Origin of the sequence: Vibrio sp. 2-2(8) (assembly GCF_963888495.1) — a bacterium.
Classification (GTDB): Bacteria; Pseudomonadota; Gammaproteobacteria; order Enterobacterales; family Vibrionaceae; genus Vibrio; species Vibrio anguillarum.
The window spans coordinates 224,349-251,314 of the sequence record NZ_CAWPJM010000052.1; the positions used below are offsets into that span (position 1 = coordinate 224,349).

22 protein-coding genes and 1 pseudogene are annotated in these 26,966 nt (G+C 44.8%); 14 read left to right on the forward strand and 9 right to left on the reverse strand.

The genetic code is table 11. The annotated features are described in order from the left end of the window. Nucleotides 1-15 precede the first annotated feature (15 nt). The 4 genes from prmA to AACV12_RS15200 all read left to right on the forward strand — a co-directional run bounded on the left by prmA (nucleotide 16) and on the right by AACV12_RS15200 (nucleotide 4,372). Nucleotides 16-903 carry a 50S ribosomal protein L11 methyltransferase gene (prmA, locus tag AACV12_RS15185; protein ID WP_013855808.1) on the forward strand — a complete coding sequence of 296 codons (888 nt, stop codon included), beginning with the start codon at nucleotides 16-18 and terminating at the stop codon, nucleotides 901-903. A gap of 139 nt (nucleotides 904-1,042) precedes the next feature. Then, nucleotides 1,043-2,011, forward strand: a complete 969-nt coding sequence (gene dusB / locus AACV12_RS15190; protein ID WP_010320339.1) for a tRNA dihydrouridine synthase DusB — start codon at nucleotides 1,043-1,045, stop codon at nucleotides 2,009-2,011. Between the two features lie 23 nt (nucleotides 2,012-2,034). Continuing rightward, nucleotides 2,035-2,331 carry a DNA-binding transcriptional regulator Fis gene (fis, locus tag AACV12_RS15195; protein ID WP_010320338.1) on the forward strand — a complete coding sequence of 99 codons (297 nt, stop codon included), beginning with the start codon at nucleotides 2,035-2,037 and terminating at the stop codon, nucleotides 2,329-2,331. Between the two features lie 400 nt (nucleotides 2,332-2,731). Then, the gene (locus AACV12_RS15200; RefSeq protein ID WP_170900662.1) at nucleotides 2,732-4,372 is read left to right on the forward strand and encodes a methyl-accepting chemotaxis protein; all 1,641 of its coding nucleotides are present in this window, start codon (nucleotides 2,732-2,734) and stop codon (nucleotides 4,370-4,372) included. 28 nt (nucleotides 4,373-4,400) lie between these two features. Here the strand turns inward: AACV12_RS15200 and zntR are convergent, their stop codons facing one another. Then, nucleotides 4,401-4,799 (reverse strand): Zn(2+)-responsive transcriptional regulator, encoded by a 399-nt coding sequence (gene zntR / locus AACV12_RS15205; protein ID WP_017046798.1) that lies wholly within the window; start codon nucleotides 4,797-4,799, stop codon nucleotides 4,401-4,403. Nucleotides 4,800-4,963: 164 nt separating this feature from the next. On the opposite strand from zntR, the gene purH reads away from it, so the two are divergent. Then, nucleotides 4,964-6,574, forward strand: a complete 1,611-nt coding sequence (purH, locus tag AACV12_RS15210) for a bifunctional phosphoribosylaminoimidazolecarboxamide formyltransferase/IMP cyclohydrolase (RefSeq protein WP_170888871.1) — start codon at nucleotides 4,964-4,966, stop codon at nucleotides 6,572-6,574. 53 nt (nucleotides 6,575-6,627) lie between these two features. Beyond that, entirely contained in the window at nucleotides 6,628-7,923 is a 1,296-nt protein-coding gene (purD, locus tag AACV12_RS15215; RefSeq protein ID WP_094150543.1) for a phosphoribosylamine--glycine ligase, read from the forward strand. A gap of 119 nt (nucleotides 7,924-8,042) precedes the next feature. Here purD and AACV12_RS15220 read toward each other — a convergent pair whose 3' ends face one another. Both AACV12_RS15220 and hupA read right to left on the reverse strand, forming a co-directional pair. After that, complete coding sequence (locus tag AACV12_RS15220; protein WP_017046802.1) at nucleotides 8,043-8,732, reverse strand: DUF1481 domain-containing protein; 690 nt, start codon at nucleotides 8,730-8,732, stop codon at nucleotides 8,043-8,045. A 42-nt stretch (nucleotides 8,733-8,774) separates the two neighbouring features. Further along, the gene (gene hupA, locus AACV12_RS15225; protein ID WP_010320328.1) at nucleotides 8,775-9,047 is read right to left on the reverse strand and encodes a nucleoid-associated protein HU-alpha; all 273 of its coding nucleotides are present in this window, start codon (nucleotides 9,045-9,047) and stop codon (nucleotides 8,775-8,777) included. 347 nt (nucleotides 9,048-9,394) lie between these two features. Between hupA and AACV12_RS15230 the strand changes: the two genes are divergently transcribed. After that, on the forward strand, nucleotides 9,395-10,450 hold the full coding sequence (locus AACV12_RS15230; RefSeq protein ID WP_170900664.1) for a CNNM domain-containing protein: 1,056 nt from the start codon (nucleotides 9,395-9,397) through the stop codon (nucleotides 10,448-10,450). Nucleotides 10,451-10,639: 189 nt separating this feature from the next. On the opposite strand, the gene AACV12_RS15235 is transcribed toward AACV12_RS15230, so the two are convergent. The 3 genes from AACV12_RS15235 to AACV12_RS15245 all read right to left on the reverse strand — a co-directional run bounded on the left by AACV12_RS15235 (nucleotide 10,640) and on the right by AACV12_RS15245 (nucleotide 15,608). Beyond that, nucleotides 10,640-11,587 (reverse strand): Wzz/FepE/Etk N-terminal domain-containing protein, encoded by a 948-nt coding sequence (locus AACV12_RS15235; protein WP_094166253.1) that lies wholly within the window; start codon nucleotides 11,585-11,587, stop codon nucleotides 10,640-10,642. A gap of 73 nt (nucleotides 11,588-11,660) precedes the next feature. Further along, the gene (locus AACV12_RS15240) at nucleotides 11,661-14,297 is read right to left on the reverse strand and encodes an SLBB domain-containing protein (RefSeq protein WP_170900665.1); all 2,637 of its coding nucleotides are present in this window, start codon (nucleotides 14,295-14,297) and stop codon (nucleotides 11,661-11,663) included. A gap of 51 nt (nucleotides 14,298-14,348) precedes the next feature. After that, a complete protein-coding gene (locus AACV12_RS15245; protein ID WP_339377080.1) occupies nucleotides 14,349-15,608 on the reverse strand; it encodes a capsule assembly Wzi family protein in 1,260 nt (419 codons plus the stop codon). A gap of 270 nt (nucleotides 15,609-15,878) precedes the next feature. On the opposite strand from AACV12_RS15245, the gene AACV12_RS15250 reads away from it, so the two are divergent. The 5 genes and pseudogenes from AACV12_RS15250 to AACV12_RS15270 form a co-directional block, all read left to right on the forward strand. Continuing rightward, entirely contained in the window at nucleotides 15,879-16,103 is a 225-nt protein-coding gene (locus tag AACV12_RS15250; protein ID WP_017048458.1) for a hypothetical protein, read from the forward strand. Between the two features lie 90 nt (nucleotides 16,104-16,193). After that, nucleotides 16,194-16,874, forward strand: coding sequence for a YjbF family lipoprotein (locus AACV12_RS15255; protein ID WP_017048459.1), 681 nt, complete (start codon nucleotides 16,194-16,196; stop codon nucleotides 16,872-16,874). A 43-nt stretch (nucleotides 16,875-16,917) separates the two neighbouring features. Next, nucleotides 16,918-17,670: a capsule biosynthesis GfcC family protein gene (locus AACV12_RS15260; protein ID WP_019282255.1), complete on the forward strand. Its 753-nt coding sequence runs from the start codon at nucleotides 16,918-16,920 to the stop codon at nucleotides 17,668-17,670. Continuing rightward, a complete protein-coding gene (locus AACV12_RS15265; RefSeq protein ID WP_170900666.1) occupies nucleotides 17,667-19,892 on the forward strand; it encodes a YjbH domain-containing protein in 2,226 nt (741 codons plus the stop codon). The genes AACV12_RS15260 and AACV12_RS15265 overlap by 4 nt, the downstream gene beginning before the upstream one ends. A gap of 170 nt (nucleotides 19,893-20,062) precedes the next feature. Continuing rightward, nucleotides 20,063-20,347, forward strand: a pseudogene (locus AACV12_RS15270) (transposase domain-containing protein); the annotation flags it as partial. A 107-nt stretch (nucleotides 20,348-20,454) separates the two neighbouring features. On the opposite strand, the gene AACV12_RS15275 reads toward AACV12_RS15270, so the two are convergent. Beyond that, on the reverse strand, nucleotides 20,455-21,042 hold the full coding sequence (locus AACV12_RS15275; RefSeq protein WP_094151038.1) for a YjaG family protein: 588 nt from the start codon (nucleotides 21,040-21,042) through the stop codon (nucleotides 20,455-20,457). Nucleotides 21,043-21,113: 71 nt separating this feature from the next. Between AACV12_RS15275 and AACV12_RS15280 the strand changes: the two genes are divergently transcribed. Together AACV12_RS15280 and AACV12_RS15285 are read left to right on the forward strand one after the other, a co-directional pair. Then, nucleotides 21,114-22,040 (forward strand): D-2-hydroxyacid dehydrogenase, encoded by a 927-nt coding sequence (locus AACV12_RS15280; protein ID WP_170900667.1) that lies wholly within the window; start codon nucleotides 21,114-21,116, stop codon nucleotides 22,038-22,040. A gap of 168 nt (nucleotides 22,041-22,208) precedes the next feature. Continuing rightward, the gene (locus AACV12_RS15285; protein ID WP_013855795.1) at nucleotides 22,209-23,444 is read left to right on the forward strand and encodes a mechanosensitive ion channel family protein; all 1,236 of its coding nucleotides are present in this window, start codon (nucleotides 22,209-22,211) and stop codon (nucleotides 23,442-23,444) included. Between the two features lie 65 nt (nucleotides 23,445-23,509). Here the strand turns inward: AACV12_RS15285 and AACV12_RS15290 are convergent, their stop codons facing one another. Further along, nucleotides 23,510-25,399, reverse strand: a complete 1,890-nt coding sequence (locus AACV12_RS15290; RefSeq protein ID WP_170895454.1) for a methyl-accepting chemotaxis protein — start codon at nucleotides 25,397-25,399, stop codon at nucleotides 23,510-23,512. A gap of 227 nt (nucleotides 25,400-25,626) precedes the next feature. Continuing rightward, nucleotides 25,627-26,943: an MBL fold metallo-hydrolase RNA specificity domain-containing protein gene (locus AACV12_RS15295; protein ID WP_170900668.1), complete on the reverse strand. Its 1,317-nt coding sequence runs from the start codon at nucleotides 26,941-26,943 to the stop codon at nucleotides 25,627-25,629. Between the last annotated feature and the right edge of the window lie 23 nt (nucleotides 26,944-26,966).

A 26,966-nucleotide genomic window follows, 5' to 3' on the forward strand; every position in this document is an offset into this window, starting at 1 on the left:
AACAGAGCAACTGACATGCCTTGGATTCAAATTAAACTGAACGCAACTAACGCCAATGCCGAGCCAATTGGCGACATGCTGATGGAAGAGACGGGCGCAGTATCCGTCACTTTTCTTGATGCTCACGACACCCCTGTTTTTGAACCGCTTCCGGGCGAAACTCGCCTTTGGGGCGATACCGACGTGCTGGCGCTATATGATGCCGAAGCCGATAGCGCATGGATCATTGACCAAATTCGCTCAAGCAAACTGCTGAGTGATGACTTTGCCTACAAAGTTGAACAGCTCGAAGATAAAGACTGGGAACGTGAATGGATGGACAACTTCCACCCGATGAAATTTGGTCAACGTTTGTGGATTTGCCCAAGCTGGCGTGAAATCCCAGAACCTGACGCTGTCAACGTAATGCTCGACCCGGGCCTTGCATTCGGTACAGGGACTCACCCGACGACCGCATTATGTTTAGAGTGGCTCGAAGGGCTCGATCTGACAGGCAAAACCGTCATCGATTTTGGTTGTGGTTCAGGCATCCTAGCCATTGCAGCGATCAAATTGGGCGCAGCCAAAGTCGTCGGGATTGATATCGACCCACAAGCACTGCTTGCTTCCAACGACAACGCAGGACGCAATGGCGTAGCTGACCAACTTGAAGTGTATTTACCACAAGACCAACCTGAAGGCTTAATCGCTGACGTGGTTGTGGCCAACATTTTGGCCGGCCCACTGCGTGACCTGAATGGCGTGATCAAAGGGTTACTTAAACCCAACGGCCAACTTGCGATGTCCGGTGTTTTGGACACTCAAGCCGAAGAAGTTGCCAACCATTATCGTGACGAGCTTCACATTGACCCGATAATTGAGCTCAATGAGTGGTGCCGCATCTCGGGTCGCAAGCAAGGCTAGATAAGACTTTGCGTGCTAATAGACTGTATTTTATACGATTTACTAAAACAAATTGTAAATGCTCAAATATTAGTCTTTTCACGCAGTAAAAAAATGCGTAAAATGCGCGCCCTTGCTGGTACAGAACTGTGATGACGTTTTGAAAATCGGAAACTATCAACTTAAGAACAATCTTATCGTTGCCCCTATGGCAGGAGTAACTGACAGACCATTTCGAGAGTTGTGTCTTCGCTATGGAGCAGGCATGGCCGTCAGTGAAATGATGTCCTCTAATCCTGCTCTATGGAATACGTCAAAGTCGATGCAACGTATGGTACATGAGGGCGAATCGGGCATTCGCTCGGTACAAATTGCGGGAGCCGACCCACAGCTTATGGCCGATGCAGCCCAATTTAGTGTTGAGAACGGTGCTCAGATCATCGACATCAACATGGGTTGCCCAGCAAAAAAAGTGAATAAAAAGCTGGCGGGTTCAGCCTTACTCCAATTTCCGGAGACGATTGAACAGATCTTGAAAGCGGTGGTGAACGCCGTTGATGTCCCAGTGACATTAAAGACCCGTACTGGCTGGGACACAGACAACAAAAACTGTGTCTACATCGCTAAATTAGCCGAAGACTGCGGCATACAAGCTTTAGCCCTGCATGGCAGAACCAAAGCGTGTATGTACAAAGGCGAGGCCGAATACGACAGCATTAAAGCGGTGAAAAACGCCATCTCTATTCCGGTTATTGCTAACGGTGATATCGATAGCCCAGAGAAGGCGAAATACGTGCTGGATTACACCGGCGCTGACGCTTTAATGATTGGACGCCCTGCCCAAGGTCGCCCGTGGATTTTCCAAGAAATCCAACACTATTTGGAAAACGGCACCACGATGTCTGAACTTCCGGCTGCGGAAGTGAAAGATATTATGCTTGGCCATGTACAGGCTCTCCACAGTTTCTATGGTGAGTATTTAGGCCCTCGCATCGCTCGTAAGCATGTGGGTTGGTATCTGAAAGAACATGAACAAGCGAGTGAGTTTCGCCGTACCTTCAACGCTATTGACGCAGCACCGCTGCAAATTGACGCGCTCGAAGGTTATTTTGATAACGTTGCATCATAATTAAGAGAAGAGCTAGACCGCATATGTTCGAACAAAACCTGACTTCAGAAGCTTTCACAGTAACAACCGTAACTTCACAAGATCAAATCACGCAAAAGCCACTACGTGATTCAGTTAAAGCATCTCTTAAAAACTACCTTGCGCAGTTAAACGGCCAAGAAGTGACAGAACTATACGAGTTAGTTCTTGCTGAAGTTGAACAGCCACTACTCGACACCATCATGCAGTACACTCGCGGTAACCAAACTCGCGCAGCAACCATGATGGGCATCAACCGCGGCACTCTTCGTAAGAAGCTAAAAAAATACGGCATGAACTAATCTAGCTACTGCACAAATCTAGCAACTAGATACCATCGCTTTTAAAACCGAGCCTCTGCGCTCGGTTTTTTCATTTTCACCCAACGGATAACTAAAATATCAACGGGCTGCTTTACTTTGCATTAATGCAATAAAGAGATCTGATTGTTTGAGCGGGCTCTCTCTTCTTCTGTTGTCGCATTTACGCGACCGCAACAAACTGGTTACATTGTGCATGTGATGGAAATTTACCGACCGATCCCCAAATCACTTGTCGTGAACAGTGCATACAATGAGTAAGGCTTTATCCCCCCAAAAATGGAGTGACTAAGATGAGCTCGGCGACGCAACAATCTAAACACCAAGTCAAATGGGCCTATAATGATAAAACCACTCGGAAGATTGACAAGGAGTGACGTCAATGAGCTTACTGAACTTGCGCCAGACCAAAATTAGAACGCGTTTATACCTGCTGACCACGGTCACCACACTGCTACTGTTGATCCCATTTGTCTCCATGCTCAATAGTTATCAACACGATTTAATGCAATCAAAACAGACAAAAACTCGCCACATCGTCGAAACAGGATACGGCGTATTAAGTTACTTCCACCAATTACAAATCGATGGCACCTTGTCCGAGCAACAAGCACAGACTCAAGCCAAACAAGCCATCGCGAAACTGCGCTACGAGGCTGATGATTATTTTTGGATCAACGACCTTCAGCCAAGTATGATCATGCACCCAATGAAGCCCCAATTGGACGGTAAAGATCTCTCCAATGCCGCAGACCCGACCGGAAAAAAACTGTTTGTAGAATTTACTAAAGTCGCTAAACAGCAGGGTGAAGGCTTTGTCGACTATATGTGGCCCAAACCAGGTTCTAGCGTCGATGTGGGTAAAATCTCTTATGTAAAATTATTTAAACCTTGGGGTTGGATCCTCGGTTCTGGAGTCTACATCGATGATGTCAATGCGCTGATTTGGCAACGCCTACAATCGATATTGATCATTCTTAGCCTCGTTATTATTGTGATGCTGATTCTTTCAGTAGTGATAGGAAATAGCATCACTAAACCGTGTGAAGAAACCAAACAGGCACTTGAAGAAATCGCCAAAGGCGACGGTGATTTAACCAAACAGCTCTCGGTGCAAGGTAGTGATGAGCTGTCACACATAGCGCAAGCCTTCAATGAGTTCACAGAGAAGATTCGTCATACCATTACCAATATCACACCGATCACCGACAATGTTAACCACTCGGCAAATGAGCTTACTCAACTCTCACAACATGCCTCAATCAAAGCCTTAGAGCAGCAGCAATCCGTCGATACGGTCGCATCAGCGATGAACGAACTGCATGCGAGCAATCAAGAAGTGGCTAATGCAGCGAGTAGTGCCGCGAAAGCCGCGCATACGGCCAGCAGCAAAGGCAAAGAAGGCAGCTCGGTGATTGGCAAAGCTTCTGATTTTATGGACTCCTTGTCTGCACTACTGACCACCACTGACACTACCACTAAAAACCTCGCGAAAGAGACGCAAGATGTCGGAGCGATACTGGCGGTCATCCAAGGGATAGCCGAACAAACCAACTTATTGGCCCTGAATGCGGCGATTGAAGCAGCGCGTGCTGGTGAACAAGGGAGAGGCTTTGCGGTCGTCGCGGATGAAGTACGGGCGCTGGCAACGCGTACTCAAACCAGTACCAACGAGATAGAGCAGATAATCAATAGATTACAGGCTCGCGCAAAAGAGCTGGGAGAATTTATGGCTCAAACGCAGCAACAATCAACCGCCACACAGCAACAAGCCGTTTTAGCGCAGCAAGTGCTCAATGAGATCGACGAGCAAGTAAAACAGATTCTCTCACTCAATGAACATATTGCTGAGGCAAGCGCCCAGCAAACCACCGCTACAGAAGAGATTAATCGCAATCTGACTCATATTGCCGAGCACAGCTCCCAAGCTGCAGCCCAAGCCGATCAAGTGTCGACAGCCAGTCAATATCTCTCAGACAGTGGCCAACAACTGAAACAGAGCATTAGCCATTTTAAAGTGTGAGCAACTCACACCTTATCGGCTGATGAGATCACTCCAATGCCGCTAAAATTGAGCAGTGGCTGGCGTTGTCGTCTATATGACCGCAGCACGCATCGTTGATTTTTTTTAGCGCTTGACGAATCGCCGTTAACTCGGCGATTTTTTGATCAATCACCACCAGCTTAGCGCTGGTGATCGATTTCACTTCTGCACAGCTGTGTTCGGTCGCTTCCAGCTTTATTTCCAATAACTCTTTGATCTCATCCAAACTGAGCCCTAGCTCTTTGGCTTTGAGAATAAAACTCACCTGCTGCTGATTTTTTTGATTATATAAACGATAACCAGACTCACTGCGCCCCGCCGGTTTTATTAGCGCATTTTTTTCATAAAAACGCAGCGTATCGGTTGAAACTTTACAGCGTTTGGCGAGCTCTCCAATTTGAAACATCTCATTCTCCTTTAACGTTTTTATTACGTTTGATACCCAATATCGCCGTTTTTATAAAAAATTTTGCGATGCCAAACGATTGCGCGAGCTTTTTGATGATTGTTTGGTTAGAATGTGCGCCATCAAATTTCCTATTAACTCCATGATTTGAGGAAGACCGAAGCATGAATAACGCTCGTCCTATTCACCGCGCATTGATCAGCGTATCAGACAAAACCGGCATTGTTGAGTTCGCTCAAGCTCTCGCGAAGCGCGGTGTCGATATTCTTTCTACTGGTGGCACCGCTCGCTTATTAGCAGACCAAGGTATTGCTGTTACAGAAGTTTCTGACTACACCGGTTTTCCTGAGATGATGGACGGTCGCGTAAAAACATTGCACCCGAAAGTACACGGTGGCGTGTTGGGCCGCCGCGGTCAAGATGACGACATTATGCAACAACACGGTATTAAGCCGATTGATATGGTAGTCGTCAACCTTTACCCGTTTGCCGAAACCGTTGCTAAAGCAGGTTGTACCCTAGCTGATGCGGTAGAAAATATCGACATTGGTGGGCCAACTATGGTGCGTTCTGCGGCGAAAAACCACAAAGACGTGACCATAGTGGTGAATGCACATGACTACGACCGTGTCATTGCCGAGATGGATGCGAACAACAATTCGCTAACACTCGAAACACGTTTTGACCTTGCGATTGCTGCTTTTGAACACACCGCTGCTTACGATGGCATGATCGCCAACTACTTCGGCACTATGGTTCCATCCTATGGAGCCTCTTTACTTGATGAAGAAGGAAAGAAGGCTGATGAAGAGAGCAAATTCCCGCGTACCTTCAACCAACAATTCCTGAAAAAACAAGACATGCGTTACGGTGAGAACAGTCACCAAGCGGCCGCTTTCTATGTTGAAGCCAACCCAGAGGAAGCGTCAGTCTCTACTGCACGCCAACTCCAAGGTAAAGCGCTCTCTTACAACAACATCGCCGATACCGACGCCGCTCTTGAGTGTGTGAAAGAGTTCGCTGAGCCAGCGTGTGTGATTGTCAAACACGCCAACCCATGTGGCGTTGCCTTGGGCAGTGATATTCTTCAAGCCTACAACCGCGCTTACCAAACCGACCCAACGTCTGCCTTTGGTGGCATCATCGCTTTTAACCGCGAGCTAGACGCACAAACCGCAGCGGCGATTGTTGAGCGCCAGTTTGTTGAAGTGATCATCGCACCAACCGTTTCAGCGGAAGCGATTGAAGTGGTTGCGGCGAAGAAAAACGTGCGCCTGCTTGAGTGCGGTGAATGGTCAGCGAAAACCACGGGCTTTGACGTGAAACGCGTCAATGGTGGCTTACTGGTACAAGATCGCGATCAAGGCATGGTTAGCCTTGATGATCTCAAAATCGTAACCAAGCGCCAGCCGAGTGAAGAAGAGATCAAAGATGCTCTTTTCTGCTGGAAAGTAGCTAAATACGTCAAATCAAACGCGATTGTTTACTCAAAAGGTGACATGACTGTTGGCGTGGGCGCAGGCCAAATGAGCCGCGTTTATTCAGCCAAAATTGCGGGCATTAAAGCGGCCGATGAAGGCTTGCAAGTAGAAGGATGTGTAATGGCTTCTGATGCATTCTTCCCGTTCCGTGACGGTATTGATGCCGCAGCGCAAGCGGGCATCAAATGTGTGATTCAACCAGGCGGTTCGATGCGCGATGACGAAGTGATTGCCGCCGCCGATGAACACGGCATGGCGATGATTTTTACTGGTATGCGTCACTTCCGTCACTAAAAACCTTGGTAAATAGCAACAAACAAACTCTATACGTTAAAGGATACTCATAGATGAACATTCTGATTATAGGTGCTGGCGGTCGTGAGCACGCTCTGGGTTGGAAAGTCGCTCAAAACCCAAATGTTAAAACTGTCTTTGTTGCTCCGGGTAATGCGGGCACAGCGCTTGAGCCTAAACTTGAGAACGTCAACATTGCAGTGGAAGACATTGCTGGTTTGGTCGCTTTTGCTCAAGAAAAACGTATTGAACTGACCATTGTTGGCCCAGAAACACCCTTAGTGCTTGGCGTAGTGGATGCTTTCCGTAAGGCGGATTTACCCATCTTTGGCCCGACTCAAGCGGCAGCGCAGCTCGAAGGATCTAAAGCGTTCACCAAAGATTTCTTAGCTCGTCATCATATTCCTACTGGGGCTTACGCTAATTTCACAGAAATTGAACCTGCTTTGGCATACGTCCGCCAGCAAGGCGCGCCGATTGTGGTCAAAGCCGATGGCCTTGCCGCTGGCAAAGGGGTCATTGTGGCGATGACGCTACAAGAGGCCGAAGATGCGATTCAAGATATGCTCGCAGGCAATACCTTTGGCGATGCAGGCAGCCGCGTGGTGATTGAAGAGTTCTTAGATGGAGAAGAAGCGAGCTTCATTGTCATGGTCGATGGCGTAAATGTTCTCCCTATGGCCACCAGCCAAGATCATAAACGCGTCGGTGATAAAGACACTGGCCCCAATACTGGCGGCATGGGCGCTTACTCGCCAGCTCCGGTGGTCACGCCCGAGATCCATGAGCGCGTGATGCAAGAGGTGATTTATCCAACGGTGCGCGGTATGGCGGCAGAAGGCAACCCTTACACAGGTTTTCTGTACGCTGGGCTGATGATTGACGCACAAGGCACACCGAAAGTAATTGAGTACAACTGCCGCTTTGGTGACCCTGAAACTCAGCCGATCATGATGCGGATGCAATCGGATTTGGTCGAACTCTGCTTTGCCGCACTGGAAGGCAAACTCGATCAAGTGGAGTCAAAATGGGACCCACGCGCTTCTATCGGTATTGTTTTGGCCGCTGGCGGTTACCCCGCCGACTACGCGAAAGGGGATGTTATTTCTGGCTTACCAACGCAAGAAGTCGCAGGTGAGAAAATCTTCCACGCAGGCACAAGCGACCAAGCTGGAGAAGTCGTCACCAACGGTGGTCGCGTGTTATGCGCAACCGCACTGGGTAACACGGTTTCACAAGCGCAGCAGCGCGCTTACCAATTAGCCAAACAGGTCAACTGGGATGGCATGTTCTATCGCAGCGATATTGGCTACCGCGCGATAGCTCGTGAACAACAGACAACAAAATAACAACGACAAGGCTAGGTTATGATCCAATAAGGCGCTCATTGAGCGCCTTATTTTTATACTTCATATTCATACTTCTGTATTGGCTTGGTGTTAAACCCACTTCGAGATGAACTTAATCATCACTTCAACAATTGCGGTTTGTCGACACAGCCATGATTCTCATCAGCAAGCATTAATAGCTCTTCGATATAGACACGGTTATTGCGGATTTTACCTAAAAAGGCAATGTAGTTATCCAATGATGCTAAACGACTGACCACAAAACTGGGCAGCGTTTGGTTAAATTCCATCTGCGTGTATTCATGACCCGTGCAGGTTTCAAACACTTCGCCATCCCACACCCCTTGAATCAGTTCTAACCCTTGGTTGTCTTTATTTTTGGTTTCTGAGATCAGGTATTGTGCTTGTTGCAGGTAATGGGAAAGCTGTTCTTCATCGAGTGGCAGTATTTTTCCATCGACACGGTATTGTTGATAAATGGCCTCGCCAGCGTCATTAAAACGTAAGTGAACCGAATAAGGCACGAGCGATTTCTTTTGTAGCTGCTCACCTTCGCGCTTGAGCTCTCTTAATGTCCCTTCATCCCAGCGATAATTAGTTTTATACCAACCATAATCACCCGATGCGACATAATCGGCGGCGCTGTTTGGAGAGGCTGAACGCTCGATATACCAATAAAAACTGGTGGCATCACCCATGGTTTGCCCACTGGTATAATTGGAATATTGTTCGAGACTAGGCGTATGGCTAGAGGAAGAGCATCCCACTAAGACTAGGGGAAATAGAATGGATAAAAGAATTTTTTTCATGGGAGAAATCTACGCCGAGAGGGTATCTCGGCGTAGTATAAATTATTTCACTGAATCTTTCAGTGCTTTACCGGCTACAAATGCTGGAACGTTAGCTGCTGCGATTTGAATCTCAGCACCTGTTTTAGGGTTACGGCCAGTACGCGCTGCACGGTGGTTTACTTTGAATGTACCAAAACCAATTAGTTGAACTTGGTCACCCTCTTTGAGAGCTCCTTCAACTGCGCCTAAAGTCGCTTCAAGAGCAGCTTTTGCTTGTGCTTTAGATAAGTCTGCTTTTTCAGCGATAAAGTCGATTAATTGGGTCTTGTTCATTAGGTTTCCCTTCTCATGTGTTATCGAATTGACCTCACTCTAAAACATAAAGCCCCCGTCTGGCAAAGGTTTGTCGCTGATCTTTTGTCTCTATGCCGCACTTTTAACCACAATATGAGCAATAACTCACAATTTGTTACTGATTGACAAAGAATATCCGCTTGTTTTTGATGCTGTAAGCCCTTATTTATAGCGTACTTATGCTTGGATACCTGATATTTCAGGTCACTTAAGCGACCTAATATATCAGTACAATCCTACGCAGGTAGAGCCTCCAATGACCGACATTGGCATGGATCAAGCTCAACGCAGTATTGATTTGGTATAAATAAAACTAAGGAACAATCATGTTTTTGCTTACGGTTTATATTGCCGTTGCCATCGGTGTCTCTTTTATCTGTTCGGTTCTTGAAGCTGTGCTACTGAGCATTACACCAAGTTACCTTGCTCAGTTGCGTCAAAACGCTCACCCTTCAGCCGACAGACTGAACAAACTCAAAGCAGACATCGACCGTCCCTTGGCATCAATTCTCACACTCAACACTATTGCTCACACCATCGGTGCCGCCAGCGCAGGCGCACAAGCGGCGGTCGTATTTGGTAGCGAATGGCTCGGCGTATTTTCTGCGGTGCTAACTCTAGGCATTTTGGTGTTGTCGGAAATCGTACCGAAAACTATTGGCGCAACCTATTGGCGTCAACTTGCGCCAGCTTCTGCGGTGGTTTTACGCTGGATGGTGTGGGCGCTGACACCTTTCGTCTGGTTTTCAGAGCAGATCACCAAACGCTTAGCGCGTCACCATAAAGCGCCCAAAATGCGTGATGAACTCTCCGCAATGGCCATGCTGGCCAATGAAAGCGGTGAGTTTGCCGATGGCGAATCAAAAATACTCAATAACTTGTTGGCTATTCAGCACGTCCCTGTGACTCAAGTGATGACACCGCGCCCGGTTTTGTTTCGCGCCAGCGCGCAACTCACTATCGACGAGTTTCTCGTGCAACATAGAGATACGCCCTTTTCGCGTCCGCTTATTTATGGCGAAAGCAAAGAGGACATCATCGGTTTTGTGCATCGCTTAGAGCTATTTAAACTGCAACAAAAGGGCCAAGGCAGTAAACGTTTAGAAGAAGTCATGAGGCCGCTTCATGCGCTGCTCAACAAAATGAGCTTATTAAAGGCCTTTGATCAAATGATGCAAAAACGGCTGCAATTGGCGTTAATCGTTGATGAATACGGCACAGTACAAGGCATTCTGACCTTAGAGGATATTTTTGAGTACCTACTGGGTGAAGAGATCATTGATGAAGCAGATAAAACCACCGACATGCAGCAGCTTGCTTACCAGCGCTGGGAGCGTTGGAAGAAAACACACGGCGTCATTGAAAACAGGGATGAGGAATAGTCACCAATCTGCCTAAGTGTAGTTAACAATAGGAAAAGGGAAAATAGACTTATAAACTCACGCTTAATAAAGGTTAAATTAAATGCAAAAAATCCGATATCGCAACAAAGATATCGGATTTTTTGCACAATACACAACTTGCGGTTATGGATAGAGGCTCATGTAATACCTATGAAGGTAGTAACGAGCCTATGGTTTTTTAAAAGCAAATCTAACCAGCACAATAGCAACACCGAGCATTCCACCGAGTAACGTCGCTAAAACACAAATCAATGCCCGTTTCGGCCCTGCTTTTTCTTCAGGAACAACGGCTGGGTCAATCGTTTTAAAAGCAAATTCATCTTTAACTTCTGCCAGCATTAAACTTTTCATCTGCTCTTCAATCAACTGATAAAAAACAGACTGCATATCAACTAATTTGGTTTTTTCTAGTTGCTGCTCAAGATAACTAATATTCTGACGGGTTTCTGTCAATTTTTCATTTTTAATCCAATCATTTAAATCTTTAACCAGCAATTCAACCCACTGCTGGGCTATAAGTGGTGAAAGATGGGTAATTGATACCTTTACCAACCCATTATCTTTCGCCTCTGAAACAGAAAAGATTTCTTTGAATGCTTTATGAGCCTCCCAATCACTAGGAGTAGAAGAGAGTGGAGGCTCAATTTTTCGGATCCATTGCTGTGTTTCTACGTCATAAAGAGCCGGGTCGATAACCATCTCACCAGATACACGATCCCAAGATTCAGCGGCCATTAGAGGCACAAGTAACTGATGGCGGTTGATAAAAGCATTGATAAACTGACGAGACTGCAATACAGCCAAAGACATCGCCTTATCTCCTGAGCGACCACTTCCTAGGTTAATGCCAGCTAAGGATGCCAATCCGCCCAGTTGCCCTGCCATTGACGCTAATCCACCACCACTATCTTCATTGGCAGCAACTAAACTCGCTTCCGCTTGATAGGTATTCGGTTTTGATAGCGCAACAATCACACCACCAACTGCAAAAACAGCCGTACATAATACGATGAGCAACTTACCTTTCCATAACGCCCCAAAAAGTTCTCGTAGGTCAATCTCATCATCTGAAACGCCTAACTTATCCATATGACTAAATATAGGTTGTTGTAACATTGGTTTATTCATAATCACACACTAGCAAACGTTGGCGCATTCAATACGCCAACATAAAAATGACGAAAACCCATTAATCTTTGATTGCGCTCCAAGCAACACCGATTTGGTACAGTATCTGAGTAGCAGAGGTTAAAGTACTTAGCCCATCTAAGTAATCGGTATCAATTGGAACCACTATTGTATCACTTGGCTCCAGTGGTTTTGATTTCCGGCTAAACCAGAAAGAATTATTTGGCAACATAACTGAACCATCAGCACGAATCACATAGATTCTATCAGTATCGGCTTGCTTTTTCGTTCCTCCAGCTGCGGATATATAATCTTCTATACTCATTCCCGGACGATAAGTATGATTCGAAGCAAATTGAACCTCACCCATGACACTGAGTATTGGTTGAAGAGCAGGCACGTATAACTTATCGCCACTCTCCAACATGATATTATTAATACTATCACCCGCCACAGCTTGCTTTAAGTCGATAACCAACCGTCCAAGCGCCTCTGTTTTTTCTAACTCTTCAGCGATCGCCATGGCATCATTAGGGCTAGTGGTGTAGCTCGCTGAAGAGCTTTGACGGCGTAATGCTAGGCTAGCAATTTCCTGTTTCAACTGAACATTAAGTAACTTTAATCGCTCTTGCTCTTGGCGCTTTAAACTTTCACGACTAAATACCGCACCCGCAGGATAGGCAAATCGGGTAAAACCGCCAGCTCGAGCAATAACATCAGAGAGGGTTTCACCACGAGCAAAGGTGTACGTTCCAGGAAACTTAACCTCGCCTTGCAGCTCAATAGATAAATCGCGCTGCCAATCGGGTTGACGTTTTACCATGATCGAATCTTGAGCAACAAAATCAAACGACATGTCTCCATCGATTAGTTTGCGAGGGAAAATTGTATAGTGCTCGACATCAAAACTATCATTGACACGCTGAGAACGCGTTACTTCCGCCTGAGCAAGGTAGGCATGCTCAGCAAAGCCACCAGCAGCATCGATCAACGCCTTAAAGTTTACATCGTCAGGTAAAGGATAAACACCTGGATATTTAACTGCGCCGGTTACTTCGATAAGTTGAGCAGGAGAATCAAAGGTTGCCTGTGCTCTCAAACGCTCAATGATAGGTTCAAGTAATAACTCTCGGCTGCTTTTTTTAAGGCTATCACTCTTAGAAACCTTTTCTTCCCCTAAAAGATCAAGTTGACTAGTGGTGTCTAGTTCCACCAACGCACCTGTAGTTTGATCAACTACCTCAACAAACTTAGGTTTCTCCGTAGCGGCTACATCTACCTTTATATTTTTATCTTTGCGATACCAATATTCCAAATCAATACCATTATCAAAAATAAAAATTTGATCGCGAGCTTGAAGTGGCAAATTATCCGCAGATGAAGGCTGAGAGATCGCGTTAAGTAAACTGAATTGTTTTACTCTGAGCTTACGGGGAGCCACATCTTCTCTCACTAAAAGAGCGTAATGAAGATCGGCGGTTTCCTTTAAATCTTGTTCGATATCTTTAATCACATCATTTACTTTCATTCCAGGAACAAAAGAATAGGTACCTTGCCTAATGGCCTCCCCACGAACGGCAACCACATTACTAAAGCTTTGGTTAACAGGAGCTAGAGACACTTCATCCCCTGGTTGTAACATAAATGAACGGTGAGGTTGATTTAAAAAATCGAGGGTAATAAGTTCAACGCCATTAGTACTCACTCGTCGGACATTGACTAATGAAAGATAGGCATTAGGTAAAGCACCACCTGCCATTTTTAAGATGGATTCAAGAGTGGTTTTCCCTTTTAGCTCATATTTGGCGGGACGAATAATTTCACCTTTAACGGCAACACTTGCTTGTCTAGTGGGAATAAATAATGTATCACCCGCTTGCAACCGTATATCCTGTGAATTATCACCGTTAAGCAATAAATTATAAGCATCAAAATATTGAATGACCTTACCTTTGCGCTTGAGCTGAATGTTGCGCAAACTTCCACTCTCTTTAACGCCGCCACTTGCTACAATCGCTTGAGTGAGCGTAGTAAGCCCATTAACATTATAAGCACCTGGTTGAATTGCCTCACCAGCAATGTATATTTGAATCGTTCTGATACTTCCTAAAGAAACGACCGCCTCAACACCAATGAGCTTTCTTTCAACCAAACTTACAATGTATTGCTTAATTTCGCCAAATGTTTGTCCTGCAATGTATTCGGCACCTAACTCTGGGAAATCCACTTTACCATCACGATCGATAGTCACTGAATAGCGCTGATTGGATTTACCATAAAGCTGAACCAGTATTTCATCGCCAGGTGCCATTACATAATCTAAAGGGATTGGAAGATTATCCACTGGCGTAAAATCCATTGGAGTGCCAACAAATAAATCGTAACCAAATAGCGGAAGTTCAGATTCATCAGACTCTTTTAAGTTTAACGACTCAACATTCGAATTCTCTTGAATGGAAGTTGCTCTTTTCGGCTCAGCAATTTTTTCTTTTCCATTTACTCCGTTTGATTCAGATGCTGAAGAGATAGTATTTAAATCAAACCCATACTGCTTTGCTAACTGCTCTTGCTGGGCCTTTGGAAGCGATTTAAATTGAGATATTTGCGCTGCTGTTGGAGTAAAACTTAACGCAGTGCTTGGCAAAATAGCCACAAACACCAGCAGGAAAGAGTTAAAGAAAAAATTACACTTCATCATTTTATGCTAGCCATCATCTTTAATTAGTTATTTTTATCTAAAAGAGCTACGTTAAAATCGAAATTCGTAGTTCGACCAATAATTCGTCTGACTACTTTCACTTTGCTCTCTGTCCACACCAAAGGTAAGTCTTCCACTCAACGCTGGGAGTCGATAACTTACCTGATACAATTCTTTGCCCTGCTGTTGGTACTGTGTTTGCTCTTGATATGTCGCTTCTATTTGATGGTCATTCGCTAACTGCACGTAACCAGATACAGACCAACCATCTTCCACTAAATAGCTATTTCTCATGAACTTATCATTAAATAACTTCATGTCTGTCAAGACATGTAAATCATCATCACGACCTTGTTGTCGTTCAATAACCAAACGAAAAGAGTATTTATCGAAGGGTATAAAACCAGACCAACCAAACAATAATGCCCCAAGCTGAGAGGCTCTAAGATCCGAAGCAACTTCAACATAGACGCTATGATAAAAATCACAAACGCTAGGTAGCGATAACTTAGCATCGAAGGTTACTTGCTCATCTAGATAATCACTGTCATCAATAGGTTTCAGCCACTGATGGTAAGTAAGGCCATATTCCAGTATAGAAAATGGCTTACTTATTAATCGAGAAGACCATTGGTATTGGTAAATATCATCAACATCACTGACTAATGTTTCCAGACTCCAAACACCCAACCAGTTATTTTCGCTCGTATAGCTAAGGCTAATCTCAGGTACCGACTCGTGTGTATTCAATACCAAATTATGCTGCCAACCTTGTCCCCACCAGCGAGGCAAAGTACCAATGCTAAAAACCCACCCACCAGTATTAAGCGCTAAGTAACTGTCTTGCCAACGGATATCGCGATCTTCACCATCATCAGAATACCCTGTCGTTAGACGAAAAGCGTAATGCGGCTTAAGCATTTCATAGCTAGCATAAGCGCCCCAATGAGCATTACTCTCTCGACCAAAAGCATTATTTACCAATGGTTCGCTATTTATAATTACGGCAAATTTGCGATTTCCGCGTTCTAACTGAGCGGCTTGATAACGGTATTTGATATGAGAATATTCAGAATTTAAAGAGGAAGAAAGAACATTAAACTGAGATATGGAACTATCTAACATCGACCAGAGCATTGGAAAGTGATTGGTAGGGCTATTGACCCTCCCTGAATCTGACAGAGCCGCAAGATCTGAGCGAACAAAAGGATCGGATGTTTCTAACCATGGGGAAGCAAAAGCTTGCTTGCAAACAATGCAGCCCCCTAAGAGCACAACCAGTGATTTCATCATCCATCCATTATTAACCACTGCAAAGTCCTAAATGCTAATATTATTAAATAAACTAAAGTGGACACTGGCGCGTAGCATACTAAATACATCATACCTACTCAACTAATTCATAGTGACTGCATTTATATTAAAAAAATGAATACAATTAAATGGGATATCACTCTTTAAAACACTCAATGACTATTGATAAACTTTTACTTTGGTGTCTATTTTGCATACCATGTCAATAGGTGTGCTTATGCATTGCCGACATCGATGTTTTTATTTGTAAATTTACAAGGATATACTATGAAAAAAATTGCATTAGCGGCATTAGTTGCTTTGAGTTTATCAAGTACAGCGTTTGCTGAAGAAGCTGCGGTAGCTGCAGGAGCAGAAGGTGCATCAGCCGCTGCTACTGGCGCTGTTGCTACATCAGGTATCGTAGCTGGTGCCCTTGCTGTTGCTGTTGTAGCAGTTGTTGCTGCATCAGACAGTGATGGGACAACAGGCACTGACGGCACAACAAACTAAGTTTGCTCCTACAAACATCCTTAACTTTGTTAAGGATGTTTTTATGCTTACCAGAAACAACAAATTACTGACATAAAACGGATAATATCGATGTCGAGCAAAATAAAAACGGCGAAACCTCTGATCTCGGCTCTGCTGTCTTTGGGATTAATGACCGCTAGTGGCTGTTCAACTAAGTTTTCTAGTATTAATGATTCGATTAAATTTGCCGCATTCGGCGTCGATAATGTGACATTAACCAAGCAACAAATCGAGCAGATCCCTTATTTAAGCAGCTACGTGACTATCAACGATAAAGCACAAATTTTCATGGTATTGGCATTCATTGATATACATCCAACTTCAGGTAAAAAACAGTATAAATGGCTCTCTTCTGACAGTGCAATGATCGTTACTGAAAATGGTAGAATCATCAAAACAATCAATATGCCGACCGCAAACCTTTACAGCGTATTGCCTCTAAAAAACTTCCCGTCTTTAACCAACGATAATCAATGGCAAGCCCAATACGATTGGCAACCTGAGTATCAATTCGGTCAACGAGCCACCATATCAACTCGTCAAGTCGCCACCGAATATATCGAATCAGTACTGTGGCAAGAAAATACAAGTGTGTGGCAAGAAAACGTTCAGTTCGATAAAAGTGGTAAAAGCATGAGCAACACTTTCTGGGTTGATAGAAACGGCAATGTCGTTAAGTCCTCACAATGGTTAATTCCTGATACCTTAAAAATCGACATGGAAATATTAAAACCTTACAAACCTCAGTAATTATAGGCTGTCATTTATGAATTATTGTCTTCTAGCACTATTTATGGCTGCTTTTTCAGCAAGCGGCTTTGCTTCCGTGTTAACGATACACTTACCCGATGAAAAAAAAGTACTTGAATATAGCCAACCAGAACGGCTGGAAAAAATATTCACTGACATTATTAACCAACAAAAAACCGTAGAAATGGCTTATAACAACCCAAACGGACCACTCGCTGCATTAACCACTTATCCATTGAACAATATGCTTTTTAATCAAGATAAAGCGAGCGAAGTGGAAAAAATAAAACAAACCTTACTTCAACGTTTAACTGCCTACACACATGATCATCCAAAATCTAAAGCAAGCATTGCTTTATTGAATGAGCAAATCAGTCGTTGGAATGTTGGTTATCGTGAATTCATCAATCTTGATTATGATGTAATACGGATCGCACCGAAGAACAACCCTCAGCTAGAAGGCAATTTCGAGATAATTACGCCCAAAAGGCCCAAAACAGTTCGTATTGAAGGGTTACTTTTCTCTCCGGTCACTAAACCGTTTATTGGTGGATTAACTGTCGCAGATTACCTTAACCAAACAACATTATTATCGAGCGCCAATAACAGCAATGTCTGGGTGATTTATCCTGATGGTCATGCCAAACAAGCGGGATATGCCTACTGGAATGATGAACAAACTCTCCTAGCACCGGGTAGCGTCATTTTCGTAGGATTTAACAGCTCAAACGCTCAGTTATTAGGTTTCGAAAGCGAGATTGTTTCGCTACTTCGGTCAAGAAAAGGCTTTTTATGAAACCTCAATATTCTTCATTTCTTATTTCGTCTTTAAGTCTGATCTCTGTTAGTTATGCATCGATTGCCCTAGGCAACACGAATGATTGGAAACCATCACAAATGGACTTTGGTGGTACTGGTCTAATGCAAATGCCTTCAGGCCGCATGGCAGAAGAAGGTGAATTTAATATCGGTGTCAGTTTTAATAACAACTACCACCATTACGTTGCTTCGATGCAAGTGATGCCATGGCTTGATGCGACAATTCGTTATACCCGCTTACCCGATGTTCTCTATAATTCAAATCCAGACTACAGCGGCGATAACCTGTATACAGACAAAGGTATGGATTTTAAAGTTCGCCTCATTGAAGAAAGCTACTGGCTACCAGAAACATCTATTGGCGTGCGAGATTTTGGTGGTACTGGTATGTTTGACGGTGAGTTTGTCGCTGCAACTAAACGTTTTGGCAACCTTGATTTCACACTGGGTATCGGCTGGGGATACATAGGGCAAAGTGGCAACGTCAGTAACCCGGTTTGTAAAATAAGCGACCGATTTTGTAACCGACCGAGTGATTATAAAGACAAAGGTGGCACAGTTGACTTTGAGCGTTGGTTTAAAGGCTCTGCTGCGCTATTTGGTGGCATTGAATACCAAACACCTTACGATCCACTGAGAATTAAAATTGAGTACGACAGCAACGATTATTCTGAAGATTGGCCACAAGTAAGAGCCAACTCTGATATGACTCAGCATACACCTTGGAATGTTGGTATTAATTACCGCTTAGGTGATTGGGGAGATGCGAAGGTCAGTTATCAACGAGGCAATACACTAACGTTAGGTTTTAACTTTTATACCAACTTTAATCGTATGAAAGCAAGTTGGTTGGATGCGCCAAAACCTAAGGTTCAAGCGTCTCCCACATCCAATAATTGGCAGAAAGCATCAACAGAACTGTTACACAATGCTGGCTATCAGCAAAATACCATTGCGGTTTCTGATACCAAAGTTATCGTAAGTGGTGAACAAGTTAAATACCGTGACAGAGATGAAGCACTTGAACGAGCCGCAGCCGTTTTAACTCATTACGGTAGTGATGACATTACGGAATTTCACATCATAGAACAAAACAATGGTGTCGCATTAACTGAAACCATAATTAATAGAGAAGACTATATCTCGGCAGCCAATTATGACCAACTTGGGCTTACTCCTCAGTCTACTTTCGATAAATATCAAGAACCGACCCCAACATTTTCTTCTATAGTGGCTCAATCTATCAAACATTGGGATTACGGTTTATCACCGTCACTACAACAATCTCTTGGTGGACCGGAAGCTTTCTATTTATTCAGCCTAGGCCTGAGCGCGCACTCCAACTATTGGCTCACGCCTAAACTTGAACTTGGCGGCGCGATCTACATCAACATTATCGATAACTACGACAAATTCAATTACGGTATTGATAGCCCACAGTCACCACATGTTCGAAATGAAGCGACGCCTCGAGTTCGTACGATGTTCCGTAGCTACGTACAAGATCCCGTGCGTCTGAGCCGATTACAGCTAACTTGGTTTGAACAGCCAACAGAGAGTATCTACACACAAGTTTACGGCGGATATTTAGAATCGATGTTTGCTGGTGTGGGTAGCGAAATATTATATCGCCCCATGAACTCTAACTGGGCTCTAGGATTGGATATGAACTACCTCAGTCAGCGTGAAGCTGATTCTTGGTTTGGGATTTATTCAGATAATTACTTCTACTACAATGGTGTAAATCCAGACTCTCAGACTTGTATTAATAACCCAACAAGTTGCCGAGCTTATGTATTAAACCAAGGAACAACAGGTCATCTAACCACTTACTACACACCTGATTGGGCATTTCTTGAAAGTACATTATTTAAAATCAGTGCAGGAAAATTCTTAGGTGGAGACATTGGTGCTCGAGTTGATTTTTCTAAACAATTCAAGTCAGGTGTGATTGCCGGCGTTTATGCGGTATTTACAGACTTAACGGCCGATGAATATGGGGAAGGAAGCTATAATAAGGGATTTTATGTATCAATTCCTTTTGACATCATGACCGTAAAACCGTCCACGAACAGAGCAATACTTAACTGGGAGCCAATCACTCGCGATGGTGGGCAAATGTTGAGGAAGAAACATCAATTATATGATAGAACAGATGCCCGCTCTCCTTGGGTACAAAGGCCCAATACATCGCAGTAATGGCCTGTCAATGCAAGGCAATGTGGCAAAATACACACGGCGTCATTGAAAACAGGGATGATGGGAGCTTTAGCTCTAATGCCGATCAGTTAAGACTTTAATCGGCAGATCAGTTGAATGATCCTACCTTTATGTAAAAATCCGATAGACCTTGTTTATCGGATTTTTTTATGCACGTTTTTCAAGCCCTCGATATCATCAACAGTGATAAACCCAATCAAGTTGAAACACTCGCAGACCTCTTGCCCATTGAGCTCATCAATAGTGCTTATGAGCTTACTGATACCGTTACTCTAAGAAAACGAAAGCTCACTTTAGAGTCGATGGCATGGTTACTGGTTGGTATGGCTATCTATAACGATAAATCCATGGCTGACATTGTCAATATGCTCGATATTGTTGACCGCACAGGTAAGCCATTTGTTGCTCCAAGTGCATTAACACAGCGAAGAAAAAAGGGCTGATTTATGAAGTCGTGAAGAAAAAGCCAAGCCGATACCCTAGAAAATACAATGCCGCTCACCTTAAGTGAACGGCATTAGAGCTTTAGCTCCCATTTTTTCTACAAACTCACGCCAATGTTGCTCACGCCTTCGTCGCGTAGCTCTTGGCGTAGGTCTTTAATCAAATCAATATCTCGCTCTACGGCTTCACGCAAAGGGCGGAAAATAGCCCACTGCACATCCCATTCGGCGCAGACCGCTTCATTTTGTTTTTGATTGTCGTTGGTGATCTCTTCGCCCGTTTGCGCTTCTTCTAACTGCGCCACTGTCAGCACCGATACCTGACTGATTTTTTGCATGTTTTCATACAGATAATCGCGATCAAGCAGGCCGTGAAGTAGGTGAGACAAAGCCACACACGCATCAATTGCTGGGTACACAGCGTAAACATTAAAATCTTCTGAGCTTGGAATGATCTCTTCCAACTTCTCCAATTGGTTCTCGAAATTGATTTTGGCACTTTTTACCGTGAGCAATTCCCAAACACTGTCGAGAATATCTCGATATACTCGCGTGTGAGCAAATTCAGTATTGTCGCAAAACATGGCATAGTTCGGGTACATACGTTCACACAAACACGCCATAAAAGTAATTTGTTGCCAAGGTTCAAATTTCTCAAGACGAACCTGCAGAGGGTTTTGTAGCATAATCACTCAATCGCAGCAGAAAAAGACAGCGGAAGTGTACTTGATAACCAACAGGGAAAAAAGCAAAGCCGATGAACAATTTCACTCATAAACTCTATATTCTGACCGAACACAACGATATTTATCGACAAGCGATTGAACAGGCGCAGTTGAGCGGCTTAGCCATCACTGACGATCGCAGCGAAGCAACCATTTTGCTGGCCGCGCCACCACTGGCAGCAAAGTATTTGGACGATTTTCCGCAACTGGAATGGTTGCACTCGGAATATGCAGGCGTCGACACCTTAATCTCGCCGCAACTTCGTCAAGATTATGAGCTCACCAACGTTAAAGGCATCTTCGGCCAGCAAATTGCTGAATACGTTCTGGGCAACCTGATTGCACACTTTCGCCACTTTGCTTGCTACGCGCAGCAACAAGCGGCCAAACAGTGGCAAACCCACCCTTATCAATCGATCAATGATAAAACCATGGTAATCCTCGGCACAGGCTCGATTGGCAGCCATTTAGCGAAAGTAGCCAAAGCCTTTGGTTTGCACGTGATTGGCGTCAACCGCACTGGCATCCCAGCCAAAAACGGGGGTTTTGATAAAACCTATCACATTAACGAGCTTGCTACTGCCCTCGCTCACGCGGAGGTTGTGGTCAGTACGTTACCCAACACGCCGCACACTAAAGGCTTGCTCAATCAAAGTACGTTGAGCCATTGCCACAATGCATTGCTGTTTAATGTCGGGCGCGGTAAAAACCTTGTTGAGAGTGATTTGATTGCATTGATTGAAGAGGGGCACATTCAACACGCCTACCTCGATGTATTTGAAAAAGAGCCATTAAGCGAAGATCACCCGTTCTGGACGCACCCTGCCATTAGCCTTACCCCGCACATCGCGGCAGTGAGTTTTCCTGAGCAAGTGGTGGAGATTTTCACCCGTAATTACGGCTTGTGGCGCGACGGGTTCCAACTTGAAAACAGAATTGATTTTGAAAAAGGCTATTAGGTCAAATAGCGGTTAATAATCGGCACTAAGCCTAGGGAAACCTTAACTCAATGTTACTATAGACACGCAAACCACTTGCCATTGCTGTCGAGAATACACTGCCGCATCGAACACGGGTTAATGCGGTAAAACAGGAACGGTATCGCCTACTGACACAAGGAGCAAATCATGCCTTCAGCCATCACTTCGTGGCTACAATCACTGAACATTAATTTAGAACAACTGCTGCCGATTGCTGAAGCACTTGGGCTTATCGCGCTTATTTCTATCGTTATCCATTTAGTGTTGCACCGAGGGGTGAGCCTATGGCTACAGCGGCGCACAACCAACGCACAAGTTTTACAAAACATTCTGTTTAGCAAAAAGCTTTTCAGCCGCTTTGCCTTGTTAATTCAAGGGATTGTCATTTCAATCCAAACTCAGTTATGGCTTAGCCACGCCAGTGCGACTTACGAACTGCTACATACATTGACCTTACTGTGGATTATTCTCTTTGGCTTATTAAGCAGTTACGCCCTGCTCAATGTTGTGGAAACGCTACTTTATCGCAGCGCAACCAGCCGTAACATTCCGCTCAAAGGCATTATTCAAAGCATCAAAATCATCGCATTTGTTATCGCCGCACTGTTTGCGACGTCGATTTTAATTGGCAAATCACCAGTGCTACTGCTGAGCGGTTTAGGTGCGATGACGGCGGTCATCATGCTGGTATTTAAAGACCCGATTTTAGGATTAGTGGCGGGGATTCAGCTTTCAGCGAACCAAATGCTAAGCGTCGGTGACTGGCTAGAAATGCCCAAATATGGCGCAGACGGTAACGTCATCGACATTAGCCTGACCACAGTCAAAGTGCAAAACTGGGATAAAACCATCACCACTATTCCGACTTATGCCTTGATCTCTGATTCGTTTAAAAACTGGAAAGGGATGCAAGAATCAGGCGGCCGACGCATTAAACGCAGCGTATTAATTGATGCCAATAGCATTCACTTTCTGACGCCAGAAGAGCAAAGCTACCTACGCAAAGCACAACTTTTAGAGCCCTACTTGGCCGAAAAAGAACAAGAGCTCAACGCCTATAATCAGATGAGCCAACTCGATTTAGCCTGCCGCATCAATGGCCGCCGCTTAACCAACATTGGCAGTTTTCGTGCCTATCTAGAACGTTACTTGCGTAACCATCCCCAAATTCACCAAGGCATGACATTAATGGTGCGCCAACTGGCCCCCACGCACGATGGCGTCGCGCTGGAAATCTATTGTTTCACCAATACGGTCGTGTGGGTCGAATATGAAGGTATTCAATCGGATATTTTTGACCACATTTACGCCGTGCTTCCTGACTTCGGCCTACGCGTTTCGCAAGCGCCAACTGGGAGTGACTTTCAAGCTCTCGCAAGGTAAACATGACATTGCCTGAATTTCCTCCCCCTAATGGGGGAGGTTAATCGTAAAGTGATCGAGAAGGGTTACAGTTTAAAGCGGTTAATTTCGTGTTGAAGCTCTTTAGATAAGCTAGAAAGCAATTCAGCTTGTTGGGAAGCTTCTTGCGCTTCTTTTGCCAGTTCATCAGACACATCGCGTATACCTTGGGTATTACGCGTAATTTCCTCTGTGACTGACGCCTGTTCTTCTGCGGCGGTTGCAATTTGGGTTGCCATATCGCTGATCGTGCCGACCGCTTCACCAATTTTCACTAAGCTTTGCGCGGCCACGTTAGCATCTTCCACGCTACTTTCGGAAAGCTTGCTACTCTCAGTCATGATGTTCACGGCCTGAGTCGTGGTTTTCTGCAAGGTTTCAATCGTCTGTTGAATCTCTTGCGTCGAACTGTGCGTCCGTTGGCTGAGTACCCGAACTTCATCCGCTACCACCGCGAATCCACGCCCTTGCTCACCCGCCCTTGCCGCTTCAATCGCCGCATTCAGTGCCAGTAAGTTGGTTTGCTCAGCAATGCCCTGAATCGCTGACAAGATCGTATTGATGTTTTGTGCGTGCTGGTTCAAGTTCTCAATGACCTCTTTGGCCACCGTCATCTCTTTCGACAACTCACTGATCGACTGTTGAGTATTTTTCACCTGCTCAACACCGTGGTTAGAAATTTTCACCGTATCCAAAGAGGTGGCCGCTGTATTATCTGCATTGCCTGCAATCTCTTGCGTTGCGGCCGCCATTTCGTTAATCGCAGTGGCCACCATGTTGATTTCATCTTGTTGCACCATAATGCGTCGGGTACGCTCATGGGCTTGCGCTGCGGTGTTTTCTGCTTGCAGTGTTAACCCTTGCGACACTTCATGGAAGCGCTTGATCATGCCGTGCATATTACCGACGAACTGATTAAAGTTATTCGCCAGTGCGCCTACTTCATCTTGATAACGTGGTTCAATGCGCTGCGTAAGGTCAGCATCACCGTCTGCAATTTCCGCCAATGCTTGGGAGACTCGGCCCAAGTCACGCAGTAAGAAGCCAACCAATGCCGAAAACACAATCACGACCAAAATTGTAATGGCGACTGATATCGAGGTTAACTGCATAAAGAGCGCGCCAATATTGGTGTACTCCACCTCTTTATCGAGCTCAATGCCGAGCACCCAGTCAGTCTCAGGAACGGCGGTAAAGAATAATAATTTTTCGACATCACCAACCATCACGGTTTGTATTTTGTTCTCTGCCATTGAGCGGTCGATGACTTGTTGCGTTAGGTTAGGGCTATAAGAAGCCAGCGGTTTGAGAATCAAATCTTTATTACGGTGTGCAACAATTAACCCTGTATCACGGTTGACCAACATAGCGTTTGATTTTGCCCCTGCATCAATCGCAATGACATCCTTCACCAATTGATCAATTAACACATCAGCACCAATAACGCCCCAAAACTGTCCGTCTTTCTTAATCGGTTCAGCGAGCGTTACCATCAAAGCGCCCGTGATCGCATCGGCATAAGCGGCAGTTAATATCGTGCCGGAGCTATTTTTCGCTTCTTGATACCATCCTCTTGTCCGAGGATCATAGCTTGCATTGTCTGCACCTCGAGACGGAATAGAACGGTGCATGGTGCCTTGCTCAGTGCCGAAATAGAGTAAATCAAACTGTGCGCCTTGCTGAGCTTGCTGTAAAAAAGGCAGTGAATCTTCCTTCATTGTGTGAGGGATCACCGCGCTAATAACTTTGCTACGAACATCCAGCCATTGGGTAATCGAACTCGTTGCCGATTTCGAGATACCATACACCCTTTCCTTAATGCCACTCTCCGTTTCATCTTTCAATAAATTTGCCGACAGTAACGTCAACACCACCGCCATCACAATAACAACAAGCAAACTTGTCATTATCAACTTACCTTTTAACGATAGATTCACAACTCACCCCCATTGGTGAAATAGATTAGGTTTTGTTTGTAAGAATCGCCCACTACACATGTACACTTTGCACTCACACCGCGTCGTAATTAACCGACAAAAAGTCCAAGCCACAGTCTAAGCCACAAAGCGTTATCGTTTAGTTGCTAATGGATACAAATCTTTTACACCTATTAAAAGTAAGTTACTGCTATTAACAATGCAATTAACACGGCAAAACATTGCGCTCAATCTATCACCTCATAACCTAAACTGCGCAACGTAACCGCAAAAGCTTGCTTTGTGGTGGGCTCTCCATGAATCAAATGAATTTGCTTAGGCTTAGTCACAATGCCCTCAATAAAGCGCAACAAATCGGCTTGGTCGGCATGGGCAGAATAGCCCGACATACTGTGAACCTGTGCATTCACAAGCACGTCATCGCCATCGATCATCACCGAGTGATCGCCTTGCGCAATTGCTCGGCCCAGAGTGCCTTGAGCTTGGAAGCCCGCAAAGATCACATCGGTTCTTTTATCAGGCAACAGCGCTTTTAAATAGGCCATCACTCGGCCACCTTCACACATGCCAGACGCGGCCACCACAATCGCCGCTTCCCCTGTTGAGGCTAAACGGTTGACCAATGCTTGATGGCTTCGATAATCTTGAACGGTAATACACTGTTCAAACGCAAGCGGATGCCTTTGTGCATCCAAACGCTTTTTCGCCTCTTTTCCCCACAATTTTTTAAACTTTCGGTAAGATTTCGTCACCTGTTGCGCCATGGGTGAATCTAAAATAATCGGAATATTGCCATCGATTTCACCGCTGAAGATCAATTGTTCAATATCAAACAGCAGCTCTTGTGTTCGGCCCACACTGAATGCTGGAATTAAAATGGTGCCACCGTCTTGCAAAGAACGGTTGATGATGTCCTTTAAGCGCTGCGCCCGCAGCTGCACATTGTCGTGGGTTTTGTTCGCGTAGGTTGATTCAATCAGCAGATAATCGGCGCGAGGCGGAGAGACTGGGTCAGGCAATAACGGTGTGTTGCTGGGACCTAAATCCCCTGAAAACAGGACAATTTCATTATTTGGCAGTTTCACTTCAATAAACGCTGACCCTAAAATATGGCCCGCAGGCGTAAAGCGAAAATAAGTATTGTCTAAATCACGAGAAATACGCTGCCACACGCCATAATTCACCGGCTTTATTTGTTTATTCAGCCTTTCTAATATTCTTGTACGCCGTGCTTGCCCTAAGCCAAGTTGAAGCTTTAACCCATCTTCTAACATTAATGGGAGTAATTCTGCGGTAGCGGGTGTGCAATAAATAGGCTGATGAAAACCAGCCGCTAATAACCAAGGTATACGGCCGATGTGATCAATGTGCGAGTGAGTTAACAACAACGCCTGCAGATGAGTTAATGGAAAATCAATCGCCATTGGTCGGCTATCACGCCCTTGAAATAAGCCGCAATCAACCAAAATCCTTTTCTTCCCAAGCCTCAGCTCATGACAAGAGCCCGTGACGGTCTCTTTTCCACCGTGGTGGATGATCTGCATGTTCAATCCTTTCATTTGTTAGG